The following is a 12,793-nucleotide window of genomic DNA, read 5'->3' on the forward strand; positions in this document are numbered from 1 at the left end:
CGTGAAAGCGCCTACTCTCCAAATCCTAATCGATATAACCTGAGATTGGACTTGAAACAATCGGCACTAATTGCGCTCAGTCGATAGTCATCCGTTGCCCGCTTTTTTTCAACTTTTTCGCCAAATTTAACGTCAAGATACCGTTCTCGTAACGGGCCTTGCTGGCCTCTTCATCGATCTCGGCCGATAGTTGAAAACTGCGCGATACTTCACCGAAATAGCGCTCGCTACGCAGCAATTTATCGTCTTTATTTTCCGAGTCCATCTGGTTAATTTGCGCGCGGATGGCAACCACATTGCCGTCGATATCCACATGGATATTCTCTTTACCGGCACCCGGAATTTCGGCCTGGACGACAAATTCCCCGGGATTTTCCTTCACATCAACCTTGATCTGGGCTGGCAAACCATCCCCATGTAGCGGCTTGATGTAATAACCGGGATTAACATCGCGAAACAGTTCGTCAAACAGACCGCGACTAACAAATGGGCTTAAGTTACTCATGTCGATTCTCCTCTTTGTTGCATGTAAAAACCTGAATGTCTCTATGCGAATATGGTGTTAGACCACAAGAAATTCAAGAGGAAGACACTTCAAAAACAACGGATAATCGTTGCAAAAAATCACTTAAAGAACTAGCGGTGCGTTAGCTATTTCATTGGGATTTTCATTATCGAACGCCGGAAAATGCTGTTGCAATTGCGCAGTGATATGGGCAATCCCCTCAATCACGCCCGATTCGAATCGACCTGCCCTAAACTGGGCTTCCATCTGTTTGCAAACCCCTGCCCAAACCGCTTCTCCGACCCTGGCATGTATACCGCGATCAGCGACGATCTCGACATCGCGGTCCGCCAGCAGCAAATAAATCAGCACACCGGTGTTGTGTTCCGTGTCCCAAATCCGGCATTGCGAAAACACTTCAAGCGCGCGTTGTTTAGGGGTAATACCGTGCAACAACTCGCCTATCTCCAACGCACTTTCCACAACGAAACGGATTTCCCCTAAATGCGATGTTTCGCTATCGGCAATCGCGGCTTCTATAGCTTGCAAACTGCGCTTGGGAAACGCCAATCGCACGCTCCAGGGACCGATGAAAATATGCTTTATAAATCTAACAACTTGCATTAGCTACCATCTCCCTGATGCACCGCCACCACCAAAACCACCGCCTCCGCCGGAGAAACCGCCACCTTGCCCTCCACCAAAGTCGTTGTCGTCGTAAAAATCATCGTTTCGTCGACCTCGAAAAGCTCTCCTGCCATTGCTAAGCGAAATCATAAAAGCAAAAAATGCCGCGAGAAATACAACAAGCCAACCTGCGTTCAAAAGCCATGCAATACTGCCGACCAAACTTCCGTTGATTATCCCCCCGAGAAAGCCCCCAAATAGCGTCCGTAAAACCCAACCACCAGCAACGGCTAGAACCGCCAAGAGCGGCAATAAGCGTTGCACCCGGTCGTCTATAAACGATGATTTGGAGGCTGGCAATGGCACTCCTTCGAATATTCCTATCAGGCTATTAACACCGGCATTAATGCCCGTGGCATAGTCGCCCTGCCGAAAATACGGAATCATGATGTCATCAATAATCCGCTTGGCCAACACATCCGGCACCACACCTTCCAAACCGTAACCCACTTCTATGCGCGTGGCCCGGTCATCTTTGGCCAGCAACATTAGTATGCCGTCATCGACGCCTTTGCGGCCTAGACGCCATTGTTCGACCACGCGAATGGCGTATTGCGCAATGTCTTCCGGCTGGGTACTGGCTACGATTAATACCGCAATCTGAGTGCCTTTTTGTTGCTCAAAAGCCTGTAAGCGCTGTTCCAGCATGGCATTTTGCTGAGCGGATAAGGTGGCGGTTAAATCGGTCACTCGATGCTCAAGATTGGGCACCGCTTGCTCCGCACTTACAGCCTTCGCAATCAGGCAAGCGAGCAGCAAAACAGCAACCACAAACCGTGGAAGCCCGGCTGGCTTCCGCATGTTATTTACCAAAATCGACCACCGGCGCGGTTGATATGGCTTTTTCGTTTTCAACCGTAAACGATGGCTTGGTTTTATAGCCCATCATCATCGCAGTCAGATTGCTGGGAAAAGAACGAACGGTAATATTGTAATCCTTGATCGCGGCGATATAACGGTTGCGCGCCACGGTGATACGGTTCTCGGTGCCTTCCAGTTGCGCTTGCAAATCGCGGAAATTGGCATCGGCTTTCAGTTGCGGATAGTTCTCAGACACCACCATCAAGCGCGACAAGGCCGAGCTCAATTCACCCTGTGCCGCTTGAAACTTGGCGAAAGCCTGTTCATCGTTCACCAACTCCGGCGTCGCTTGAATGCTGCCCACTTTAGCGCGCGAAGCCGTCACCGCTTCCAATACTTCCTTCTCATGGCCGGCGTAACCTTTCACCGTATTCACCAGATTCGGCACCAAATCCGCGCGGCGCTGATATTGATTCAGCACTTCCGCCCAACCGGCATTGATTTGTTCGTCTTGCGTTTGAAAGGTGTTGTAACCGCAACCGGGTAGCATCAGTGTCGCGACTAAAAGAAAAACCGTTACTATTTTTTGCATAGTCCACTCCGTGAATAGGGAAATTTTAATTGATGGCAGGAGCATAACACGTAGCTACTTGCGCAACGTAAAGCGTCAGACTATGCTCCTTATGCCCCCTTCCGCAAAACCAATAGCCGGTTATTCGCGGGCATGGCATGGTCGGCCTCTAATTCCAAGCCAGCATTTTCGGCGAAGCGCATGATCTCTTCAAAATCCTTTATCCCGCTCGAAGCATCCCGTTCTTTCAACCACAAATCAAATCGAGCATTGCTTTCGCTGGTATACGCCCCAGCGTAATTGAATGGACCGTAGATACACATCGTTGCCTCGGGCCCCAGATAAGCTCCCAGCCGATCAAATAGAAGCCGTACTTCGACGCTACTCATGATATGCAGGGTATTCGCGGTAAACACCGCATCAATTCGTTCGCACGGCCATAGCGTATCCGCCACATCCAATCTTAGCGGCGGCAGCAGATTAGCCAGTTGCGCTTCGTCCCGCCATAAATGGATCCCCGCCAGATTCTCACGCCTATCGGTAGGTTGCCATGCCAAATGCGGCAGATTCTCTGCAAAATGGCAGGCGTGCTGCGCGGTGCCGCTACCGATTTCCCAAACCGTGGTCGGTTGGCTAAAGACCGTTTTGATAATGTCTAAAATCGGTGCCTTGTTGTTCTCGCAAGCTTGGGAAAATGGTTTCGGTATCGTCATCAGCAATGGTTTGATGGTATTTTGATGCTTTAACTCTACTGTGATTAAAAATGGAAGTAAAACAAATCGACAGCATGGCGCAAATCGACGCCGCGGATTGGAATCAGCTGTGCGGACTCGACTATCCTTTTTTACGCCATGAATTTTTATCCGCCCTGGAACAAAGCGCCGCGGTTTGCCCGCAAACCGGCTGGGAAACCTCGCATTTGCTGGTCATGGACAATCAGAAACTACAGGCGGCATTGCCGCTATATTTAAAAACCCATTCCTGGGGGGAATACGTATTCGATCAGCAATGGGCCCAAGCTTACCAGCAGCATGGACTGGCCTATTACCCAAAATTAGTCAGCGCCATCCCCTTTACGCCCTGCCAAGGACAACGACTGCTATTTGCACCGGATGCGGATCAAACCGCTGTCTGCGCAGTATTGTGGAATTTTATTCAACAGCTTGCCAAGCGACGCGGCATTTCCTCCTGGCATTGTTTGTTTCCCGAGCATTCCCAACTTGAACTGCTGCAATCCTTAGGTCTAAGCGTCCGCGAAGGGGTGCAGTTTCAATGGTTTAATCGCAACTACGCTACGTTTTTGGACTTTTTACAGACCTTGAGCGCCGATAAACGCAAGATGATCAAACGAGAGCGGCGTCGAGTGGCGGAGCAAGGTATCGATCTGCTGCGTATTCCCGGACAAGAGGTTACCGACGCGCAGTGGCAAGTGTTTTTCCGGTTTTACGCGTTGACCTATCTTAAACGCAGTTCCGAACCTTATCTGAATCTGGCGTTTTTTAAGCAAATCGCGCGCACCATGCCCGAGCAGTTGTTGCTGGTTCTGGCGATTAAAGACGATGCGTACGTAGGCGCAGCCTTGAGTTTTATCGGCACCGACACACTATACGGCCGATATTGGGGATGCCAGGCGGAATACAATGCCCTGCATTTCGAAGCCTGTTATTACCAGGGCTTGGAATATTGCATAGAACACAACTTGGCCCGTTTCGATTCCGGCGCGCAAGGCGAGCATAAAATCTCCCGTGGCTTTGAGCCGATCACCACCTATTCTGCACATTGGCTAAAGGATGCCGGCTTTGCCAAGGCCGTTGCGCAATTCGTAGATCGGGAGAAAAAAGCGATTCAGCATTACAAACAAGACGCGGCAAATTATCTGCCGTTTAAACGCGCTCAATAAAATAGCGCTGCGTCAGCCTTTTTCCAGTTCGGTTTGACAAGACAAACAATATTTACAAGCAATCGCCTGACGCCGCGCTTCCGGAATCGGCTCGCCGCATTCCTGGCAATGGCTGGCGGATTCACCGGTATAAATGGCTTTACGCGTCTCGGCGACGAAAAGCTCGGTCATCTTGTCCATTCTTTCCAGAATGGCATCGGTACCACCCGCCCAGGCCGTGGACACTATTGCTGCTCCTGACTATACATAGTTTTCCGCTTAACGATGGGATTCCACCCATACACCAAAATCCTCGAACGGCATCGGCTTGCTGAACAAGTAACCCTGCGCCAGATCGCATTGATAACTGCTGAGTTTATCCATGATTTCCTGAGTCTCCACACCTTCGGCGGTGACCTGCAAGCCCAGGTTGTGCGCGAGGTTAATAGTGGCTTTGACGATCACCGCATCGTTTTCGCTATGCAACAAATCGACGACAAACGATTTATCGATTTTCAATTCCGTCAATGGCATGCGTTTTAAGTAGGCCAGCGAGGAATAACCGGTGCCAAAGTCGTCAATCGACAATTTGTAGCCCATTTCATTCAGGCGCTGAATCACTTCCATTGCCCGTTCCGGATCGGTCATGATGGAACTCTCGGTAATCTCCAACATCATCCAGCCGGGTTTGATATTGGCTGCCGCCGCCACACCCGCCATCACATCCGGCAGTTCCGGATCGTGTAAATCCTTGGCGGACAGATTGACTGAAATAATCAAATCCCAGCCGCGCTTGCGCCATACCGCGCAATGCTTGAATGATTGTTTCAGAACCCATGCTGTCAGATGCTTGATCACCCGGGTTCTTTCCGCCATCGGAATAAATTCATCCGGCGAAATAAAACCGTGTTTGGGATGCTGCCAACGCACCAAGGCTTCCGCGCCGTAAACGTGCCCTGTCGCCACCGACACTTTGGGCTGGTAGTAGATATGTAATTGCTCTTTTTCGATGGCCTGGCGCAGCTCGCTCATCAAGGTCAGGCGGCGCGGACTATGATCATCGTAAGATGGCGCGTAAGTGGTGTAACCTTCGTGCGATTGGCCGGCAACGAACAATGCCACACCGGCTTTTTGCACCAGCGTATCCACATCGTCACCATGTTCGGGAAAATTGACGATGCCGATATTGCTGTGAATTACCAGACTCAGACGCTCGACTTTAAACGCCGGATCCAGAGCCGCCTGGATATTTTTCGCCAAGGTGAGGCCGGCCGTTTCGTTGTCGACCGCCGAGAGCAATACACTGAAAATATTGCCGTCTATGCGGGCAACGCTATCGGTACCCAACACCACGCTTTGCAACCGTGTGGCGATCTGTTTCAAGATCAGATCGCTGCTGTTACGGCCCAGTGTGTCGTAAACTTCCTTAAAATTGGCCACTTCCACCAGCAAAATAGACAGCATTTTGTTTTGATTGCCGGCGGCTAAAATCGCTTGTTCCACTCGGTCGTAGAACAATACCCGGTTCGGCAAGTCCGTTACCGAATCGTGGGTGGTGGAATAACTGACTTGTTTTTCTAATGATTCGGCGCGGGAGCGCAGTTCCTGGGTCTGGTCCAAAATCATCGCCCCGGCTTGATAAGCAATGACCGAGCTGGAATATTGTCCCCAAAATCCGAAAATGAATGGTAGCGCTTCAAGCATCCACAGACCGTAGTTTTCGGTTTGCGCTTTGATGATACCGTTTAAGGAGATTTCGCCGACGTAGTAATAACTCAACGCCAACAGTGCGCTGACAATGCTGGCAATCGCAATAGCCACGCCTTGATAAGTGGTTTTAGATACCTCGCTTTTCAGCACGCGAACATTTTCGTTCAGTATGTTTTTGGCGGGTATCATCTGTTTCCCAGCATCTGTTTAATAATCCGCTATCGTCGTTTAGTTTGTACGGACCAAGCTTTGGAAGCTATGGGCCCCACAAAATACACTAAATATAGTTAGCCAAAGCGTTAATTACAAACCCAAGCCCATCAAATTACCATCTCGGCCTGAAGCAATTTAATCTGGTCTCTAACACGTGCAGCATCCTCAAATTCCAGGTTCTTGGCATGCTGATACATTTTTTCTTCCAGCTGTTTCAAGGCTTTCGCGGCCTGTTTCGGTGTCATCGCCTTGTAATTCCCAGCCGGCTCGGCGACTTTGGCTCTGGCATTGGAAATCGAACCGCCGGAACCGGGAATGGCGAGTTCCAAAATATCCGTCACCGATTTGAAAATGGTTTTCGGCTCGATATTGTGTTCTTTATTAAACGCTATCTGTTTATTGCGACGGCGTTCAGTTTCGTCTATGGCCAATTGCATCGAGCGCGTGATTTTATCGCCGTAAAGTATGGCCTTGCCGTTAGCATTACGCGCCGCCCGGCCTATGGTTTGTACCAGCGACACCAACGAGCGCAGGAAACCCTCCTTATCCGCATCAAGAATAGCCACCAGCGACACTTCCGGAATATCCAAGCCCTCGCGTAATAAGTTAATGCCGACCAATACGTCGAACACGCCCAGCCGCAAGTCGCGGATAATCTCCACGCGCTCCACGGTTTCGATATCCGAATGCAGATAACGCACCTTGACGCCATGTTCCATCAAATAATCGGTCAAGTCTTCCGACATGCGTTTGGTTAAGGTGGTGACCAACACACGTTCCTGAACAGCAGTGCGTTTGGTGATTTCCGACAACAGATCGTCAACCTGGCTGGTCGCCGGGCGTACTTCGACAATAGGATCGACCAAGCCGGTCGGGCGCACTACCTGCTCGACCACCGCGCCGGAATGTTCTTTCTCATAAGTGCTTGGCGTGGCGGAAACATAGATACGTTGACCACAGATTTGCTCGAATTCCTCGAATCGGAGCGGCCGATTGTCCAAGGCCGATGGTAAACGAAAGCCGTACTCCACCAAGGTTTCCTTGCGCGAACGATCGCCCTTATACATAGCGCCGATCTGCGGCACGGTCACATGGCTTTCGTCGATAATTACCAAGGCATCGTTGGGCAAATAATCGAACATGGTCGGCGGCGATTCGCCATCCGCGCGATTGGACAGATGCCGGGAGTAATTTTCGATGCCGGAGCAGTAGCCGACTTCCATGATCATTTCAATGTCGAACAGCGTGCGTTGTTCCAGGCGCTGGGCTTCCACCAACTTATGATTGTCGCGTAATTGTTCAAGGCGTTCGGCCAATTCGATTTTGATTTTCTCTACCGCACTGAGTAATTGGTCGCGCGGCGTCACATAATGGCTTTTTGGATAGAGCGTGAAACGTGCCAAGCGCTGCGTGACTTCGCCGGTGAGCGGATCAAACATCGACAAGCGCTCGATTTCGTCGTCGAATAACTCAATCCGCAAGGCTTGTTCTTCCGATTCGGCCGGAAACACATCAATCACCTCCCCACGCACTCGATAAGTGGCCCGGCGCAGTTCGGTATCGTTACGGGTGTACTGCATCTCAGCCAAACGCCGCAGAATATCGCGTTGCTTGATCATGTCACCGCGCACCAAATGCAAGACCATCTGGAAGTAGGATTCGGGTTCCCCCAAGCCGTAAATCGCCGAAACAGTGGCCACCACGATGGTATCGCGCCGTTCCAGCAAGGCTTTGGTAGCCGACAAGCGCATTTGCTCAATATGCTCGTTAAGTGAGGCGTCCTTGTCGATGAAAGTATCAGAGGCCGGGATGTAGGCCTCGGGCTGATAGTAGTCGTAATAGGAGACAAAATACTCGACGCTGTTTTCCGGAAAAAACTCCTTCATCTCGCCATACAACTGTGCCGCCAGCGTCTTGTTGGGTGCCATGATCATTGCCGGGCGTTGTGTTTGTTGGATCACATTGGCAACAGTAAAGGTCTTGCCCGAGCCGGTCACACCCAGCAGGGTTTGATGCAATTCACCGTCGTTGATGCCTTCCACCAGCGCCGCGATGGCGGTGGGCTGGTCGCCGGCCGGTTGATAGCGGCTTTGGATCTTGAACGGTTTATGCGCCGGCCCCTTTTTTTGCGGCCGCGCTTCTTCCACGCCCAGAATGCCCGAGATCGCCGACTGACTGATCTCCATGCGCCGTTTATCGCTCATGCCCCACCCTCTGAAATTTGGTTCAACACCGGCTTATTTACAAGCCGTTTCCGGCTGGTCGTATCCCAAAGTATCCAACTCGGTCTTCGGATGCAAAAACCCTTCGACCGGCGCCACACTGACTAAAGAACGCGGTGCGGCCAATAATACCGGTTGCCGTAATTGACCGTCCCAAGGACGAAACGACAAAGGCACGCCTTTATAACCCTGCAATGCAAACGCCGTGGAGAACATATATTCCTTGATGGCTTGGGTTTGATTCGATTTACTGCGGACGCTGGCCTCGCCTATCGCCCGCACCGCCAGATAGGCCGCATAATCTTCCTCTTCCATCCAGCGACCGGCCGTGTCCTTGAAGCGATTTTGCAATTGCACCGCGCCCCATTGTTCATGAGTTCTATGCCAGGCGGTGGCGATCAAACCCTGGGTACCGATCACCGGCCGCGGTTTCCAGGTCCGGTAATCCAGATATTCGCCAAACAAGCCCTGTTCGTCGGCCACCACCAACACATCGTAATCATCCACTTGGGTAAAAACCGGCACGTCGGATTGCGCGGTACGGCGGGCGTCGTAATCGTTGGTCCAGGCTTTTTCAGCGACCAGTTTGATACCAAACTTCTTGGCGGCGCGTTTAATGGCTGCTGCGTATAACTTGTCTTCCGGCGTGGCGCCTACCACCAAAAACCAGTTTTGCCAGCGTTTTTTCAGCATATATTGCGCCAGCGCATCGGCACGCATGGCCCGACTGGGTAATAGGTGCAAAACCTGATGGCGGCAATCCGTGTTGCGCAACTCGTCGTCACTGGTAGAAGCATCGAACAACAATTTGTTTTTTGCGACCGGCAAGTCGGCGAGCTTGTTTAGTTGGTCAGGCTGCACGTTCAACACCACCAGCCCAACATCGTCGCCTACTTGATTGAAGGCCTGCTGTAAATCGCCGCCAACCGGCACCACAACTTTCTTTAATTCGTAGTGCTGGCCGGTAAATTGCCCGGTGGTATTATTGTCGGCAATCGCCAATTCGGCACCGATCTGGCCTTTGTTCTGGATAAACGGATCAAGATTGGACAAGGCCGCCGGCGCAGCTCTTTCCTGACTGAAATAGCCGATTTTGACTACCTGCTTGGCAGGCTCGGCGGGCTTGGTGACCTGCGGTTTGGCCGGAACGGCTTTCTTGGCAGTCGCGGCAATTGCGCCGCTGCTTGGCAACGCGACAAGCCAACAAAAACAAACTGAAATAAGCGCGATTTTTTTCATAATCCGATACGGAACGACATAAAAGCGTTATTTTAACGGATTCGGTTCGGCCGGGCTCTGTCAATAATCGTCCCGCTCTATTGAATTTTAGTGGTTTAACATCAATACTTAGCCACCTTTACATTCGCCGCGTTTGCCATGTCTGAGCCAGATTTCTCTTTAGATTTTCTCGATCAAGAGGTCACGATTGATAGCTCATGGTCTAACAAGCGTAGTGCGGTTCGCTATCGACGCAACGACATCCGTGCCGCCGTTAAAGTCAAAAGCATCTGGTTTCCACGCTTGTTTCCGGTCGTGTTGCGGGATGTCAGTAGCCGTGGCGCGGCGATATTCAGCGAGAAAAAACTCGGCAAGAATAAGCGCATATTCCTGTATTTACTGTTCGCCGACGGCAAGCGTTTTGATATCTCCGCACTTGTTGTACATTGCGACCGGGAAAATGGCCGTTACGGCATCAAGTTCGACAACATTGAAAAACATTTAGCAGAGCATTTACTGCATACCCAAACCGATCTGCTATTCAGCTAACAGCAAAATAATATGCCGATACTCAGTGAAATTTATATATACCCGGTCAAATCGCTGGCCGGAATTCGGGTGGCACACTGGCCGGTTGATCAGAAGGGCTTGCTGTACGATAGAAAATGGATGCTGATAGACAGCGATAGACAGTTCCTCAGCCAACGCCGTTTACCAAAAATGGCGTTGATTAAAACCCGCATTGCAGATCAACAATTAATTTTGTCGGCTCCCAATCAAGCGGATCTGGCCCTGCCTTTGCAAGCTACAGACGGCGATGACATTGAAGTGGTGGTCTGGCACGACCAGTGTATTGCCAAGACCTGCGGCGATGACGCCGATGCTTGGTTAAGCGATTTTTTACAAACCGATTGCCGGTTGGTTTACCAAACCGATAACGATATTCGCAAGGTCGATCCTAACTATGCGTTGGACAGCGACCAAACGTCATTTTCCGACGGCTTTCCGTTTTTGATCGTGTCGGAGAATTCCTTAAACGCCCTTAACCAAGCCATGCCATTGGCAATTGACATGATTCGCTTTCGGCCGAACCTGGTCGTCACCGATTGCGATAGCTATGCCGAAGACACTTGGCGAAGGCTTACTATCAACGATATTGGTTTTAGATTGCCCAAACCCTGCTCGCGCTGTTCGGTACCGACCATAGACCCGCTAACCGCCGAAACCGGCAAAGAACCCTTGACGACGCTGAATCGTCTGCGCAAATGGCAAAACAAAGTCTATTTTGGGCAAAACGCCTTGCACGATAAACCCGGCAGCTTGTCAGTCGGCCAGACAGTGCTGATCGACGAAATCGGCGAACCGCAGCCTCCGCTATCCTTAACATAGAAAATCCGTTACTTTCACTATCAATGCGCATATCCGCGCATTTGCGTGCTGCCAATTTAGATGCTTTGTTTTACCTGTTTGTTGAAGTTATTTGCCTTGCTAACAGGGGCTTTTGAAGTTTTACCAGCCAGCGGATAAAGCCTTCTAATACCTATTTAGTCATTTTTTAAGCTAAAAAAGCCTACTTTCAATTACTAGCTCTATCGAGCGAACCAATAAGTCAAACCCCGCCCCTACATAAAAACGATATTTCGTACCTCAAGCGACATATCGTGCCAAATCGCTCCCGCATCAATTGTGCACGCTGGTTCTTCCAGCCAAGCATCGCCGTAAAACCCCTTAAAAAACATAAAGATAAATTATTTTCACGCATGAAATTAATAACTGGCACAAGAATTGGCTATTAATTCACGTAATACAATTTTTTGAATAAAACAGAAATAAGTTAATTAAATTTATTTAGACATTTAGAAAATGGCATTTAGCAACATGAAAAATTATTTTAATTGACTGCATTTAAATAGTTACTAGACACCTGTATTTTTTCATGCAACAGGTCATTAATATAAATATTTTTTCAGCAAAAAATGCCCATTAATAAATCACTAAATCTAATCAAATATAGAGGTATCAAGATGGAATCAATTAAATTTAAAAAGAGCTTCGGTAGCGATTTTAAGACCCTACCCTCAAACCAAGGTAGCCGACTTTGCAATATGGCATTGGCTATTTCAATACTGCTCGGCGCGCATGCCGGATCGGTGTCGGCCGCGGCTTTTGACAGCAATATTGTGATTCGCGGCTCGGCGGAGTTTGATAGTTCCGGCTCCCCGTCCGATCCTGTAAACGCTACCCAGGCGGGTTCGCTGACCAGCATTATCGCCGGCTCTACCTCCACGACCACACTGGTTGGCTCCACGATCACAGGCCCTGATCCGTTGTCAGGCACCTTAAGCCACATCGGCGACGGCTTTGGCATAAACTTAAGCGCTAGCGGCACTGGCGGCACCGAACCGTCGGGCATCAGCCCCCTGTTTGGCGACTATACCTTTTCGATTGAAAACAAATCGGCTGTGGATAGTTTTGTGGTGAACTTACAATTCCATTACAGCCATCAAGTCGAAGCAATCGATACCCAAGTGCTAAACGATAACGGTGAATTCGCCGAATCACAGATCGCCTTTTTCAAAGCAGATAGCAGCGAATTAGTATTTTCTAAAGTAGTCTCGGACACCCTTTTCGGTAACGAAAAATTCATACCCAGCTCTCCATTTACCGATATTGGTAGCGGCGTAGGCGGCGCGTTGTCAGACGTCGGCACCTTACTCTTGTCATTTCTGCTGAACCCAGGCGATTTAATCAGCTTTGGCGATAGCAATCCGGATCTTTTCGTATATGGCGGCGCCGACTCCGGCAGATTTTCGATAAACGCTTCCAGCCTGATTACAGTCGATTCGGTTACCAAACAAACCAATAACACAGTACCGGAACCGGAAACACTTTGGCTACTGGCTATCGGCATGGTCTCAGTCCTTACCAACAAACGTCGCAATAACGCTTTCAATTAATTTCAATTCGATCCAATTTAAAGGTACTCA

General features: G+C 50.0%; 13 protein-coding genes. 4 read left to right on the forward strand and 9 right to left on the reverse strand.

Going from position 1 to position 12,793, the window contains the following annotated elements; translation table 11 throughout:
• Positions 1-76: 76 nt before the first annotated feature.
• From G006_RS0103940 to G006_RS0103960, 5 genes are all read right to left on the reverse strand, one after another.
• On the reverse strand, positions 77-505 hold the full coding sequence (locus G006_RS0103940) for an Hsp20/alpha crystallin family protein (RefSeq protein ID WP_020481865.1): 429 nt from the start codon (positions 503-505) through the stop codon (positions 77-79).
• A gap of 123 nt (positions 506-628) precedes the next feature.
• Complete coding sequence (locus tag G006_RS0103945) at positions 629-1,129, reverse strand: TPM domain-containing protein (RefSeq protein WP_020481866.1); 501 nt, start codon at positions 1,127-1,129, stop codon at positions 629-631.
• 3 nt (positions 1,130-1,132) lie between these two features.
• A complete protein-coding gene (locus G006_RS0103950; RefSeq protein ID WP_020481867.1) occupies positions 1,133-1,993 on the reverse strand; it encodes a TPM domain-containing protein in 861 nt (286 codons plus the stop codon).
• A 1-nt stretch (position 1,994) separates the two neighbouring features.
• Positions 1,995-2,585: a LemA family protein gene (locus G006_RS0103955; RefSeq protein ID WP_020481868.1), complete on the reverse strand. Its 591-nt coding sequence runs from the start codon at positions 2,583-2,585 to the stop codon at positions 1,995-1,997.
• An 89-nt stretch (positions 2,586-2,674) separates the two neighbouring features.
• A complete protein-coding gene (locus G006_RS0103960; protein ID WP_020481869.1) occupies positions 2,675-3,277 on the reverse strand; it encodes a DUF938 domain-containing protein in 603 nt (200 codons plus the stop codon).
• Positions 3,278-3,327: 50 nt separating this feature from the next.
• Here G006_RS0103960 and G006_RS0103965 point away from each other — a divergent pair, with 50 nt between their 5' ends.
• Positions 3,328-4,464, forward strand: coding sequence for a GNAT family N-acetyltransferase (locus G006_RS0103965; protein ID WP_020481870.1), 1,137 nt, complete (start codon positions 3,328-3,330; stop codon positions 4,462-4,464).
• Between the two features lie 12 nt (positions 4,465-4,476).
• Here the strand turns inward: G006_RS0103965 and G006_RS0103970 are convergent, their stop codons facing one another.
• The 4 genes from G006_RS0103970 to G006_RS0103985 all read right to left on the reverse strand — a co-directional run bounded on the left by G006_RS0103970 (position 4,477) and on the right by G006_RS0103985 (position 9,827).
• A complete protein-coding gene (locus tag G006_RS0103970) occupies positions 4,477-4,689 on the reverse strand; it encodes a TraR/DksA C4-type zinc finger protein (protein WP_020481871.1) in 213 nt (70 codons plus the stop codon).
• Between the two features lie 33 nt (positions 4,690-4,722).
• Positions 4,723-6,342, reverse strand: coding sequence for a putative bifunctional diguanylate cyclase/phosphodiesterase (locus tag G006_RS0103975; RefSeq protein ID WP_020481872.1), 1,620 nt, complete (start codon positions 6,340-6,342; stop codon positions 4,723-4,725).
• 131 nt (positions 6,343-6,473) lie between these two features.
• A complete protein-coding gene (gene uvrB / locus G006_RS0103980; protein ID WP_020481873.1) occupies positions 6,474-8,570 on the reverse strand; it encodes an excinuclease ABC subunit UvrB in 2,097 nt (698 codons plus the stop codon).
• Positions 8,571-8,603: 33 nt separating this feature from the next.
• The gene (locus G006_RS0103985; RefSeq protein WP_020481874.1) at positions 8,604-9,827 is read right to left on the reverse strand and encodes an ABC transporter substrate-binding protein; all 1,224 of its coding nucleotides are present in this window, start codon (positions 9,825-9,827) and stop codon (positions 8,604-8,606) included.
• Positions 9,828-9,965: 138 nt separating this feature from the next.
• Here G006_RS0103985 and G006_RS0103990 point away from each other — a divergent pair, with 138 nt between their 5' ends.
• The 3 genes from G006_RS0103990 (at position 9,966) to G006_RS0104000 (ending at position 12,763) form a co-directional block, all read left to right on the forward strand.
• Positions 9,966-10,355, forward strand: coding sequence for a PilZ domain-containing protein (locus tag G006_RS0103990; RefSeq protein WP_020481875.1), 390 nt, complete (start codon positions 9,966-9,968; stop codon positions 10,353-10,355).
• Positions 10,356-10,367: 12 nt separating this feature from the next.
• A complete protein-coding gene (locus tag G006_RS0103995; RefSeq protein ID WP_020481876.1) occupies positions 10,368-11,195 on the forward strand; it encodes an MOSC domain-containing protein in 828 nt (275 codons plus the stop codon).
• Positions 11,196-11,830: 635 nt separating this feature from the next.
• Entirely contained in the window at positions 11,831-12,763 is a 933-nt protein-coding gene (locus G006_RS0104000; RefSeq protein ID WP_160167656.1) for a PEP-CTERM sorting domain-containing protein, read from the forward strand.
• The last annotated feature ends 30 nt before the right edge of the window (positions 12,764-12,793 follow it).

It is taken from the genome of Methylomonas sp. MK1 (genome assembly GCF_000365425.1).
GTDB lineage: Bacteria > Pseudomonadota > Gammaproteobacteria > Methylococcales > Methylomonadaceae > Methylomonas.

Bases quoted from the DNA above. Each gene is read 5' to 3' on its own strand.
- G006_RS0103990 (WP_020481875.1), top strand. From the start codon at position 9,966: ATGTCTGAGCCAGATTTCTCTTTAGATTTTCTCGATCAAGAGGTCACG.
- G006_RS0104000 (WP_160167656.1), top strand. From the start codon at position 11,831: ATGGAATCAATTAAATTTAAAAAGAGCTTCGGTAGCGATTTTAAGACC.
- uvrB (WP_020481873.1), bottom strand. From the start codon at position 8,570: ATGAGCGATAAACGGCGCATGGAGATCAGTCAGTCGGCGATCTCGGGC.
- G006_RS0103940 (WP_020481865.1), bottom strand. From the start codon at position 505: ATGAGTAACTTAAGCCCATTTGTTAGTCGCGGTCTGTTTGACGAACTG.
- G006_RS0103985 (WP_020481874.1), bottom strand. From the start codon at position 9,827: ATGAAAAAAATCGCGCTTATTTCAGTTTGTTTTTGTTGGCTTGTCGCG.
- G006_RS0103950 (WP_020481867.1), bottom strand. From the start codon at position 1,993: ATGCGGAAGCCAGCCGGGCTTCCACGGTTTGTGGTTGCTGTTTTGCTG.
- G006_RS0103955 (WP_020481868.1), bottom strand. From the start codon at position 2,585: ATGCAAAAAATAGTAACGGTTTTTCTTTTAGTCGCGACACTGATGCTA.
- G006_RS0103945 (WP_020481866.1), bottom strand. From the start codon at position 1,129: ATGCAAGTTGTTAGATTTATAAAGCATATTTTCATCGGTCCCTGGAGC.
- G006_RS0103960 (WP_020481869.1), bottom strand. From the start codon at position 3,277: ATGACGATACCGAAACCATTTTCCCAAGCTTGCGAGAACAACAAGGCA.
- G006_RS0103965 (WP_020481870.1), top strand. From the start codon at position 3,328: ATGGAAGTAAAACAAATCGACAGCATGGCGCAAATCGACGCCGCGGAT.
- G006_RS0103995 (WP_020481876.1), top strand. From the start codon at position 10,368: ATGCCGATACTCAGTGAAATTTATATATACCCGGTCAAATCGCTGGCC.
- G006_RS0103975 (WP_020481872.1), bottom strand. From the start codon at position 6,342: ATGATACCCGCCAAAAACATACTGAACGAAAATGTTCGCGTGCTGAAA.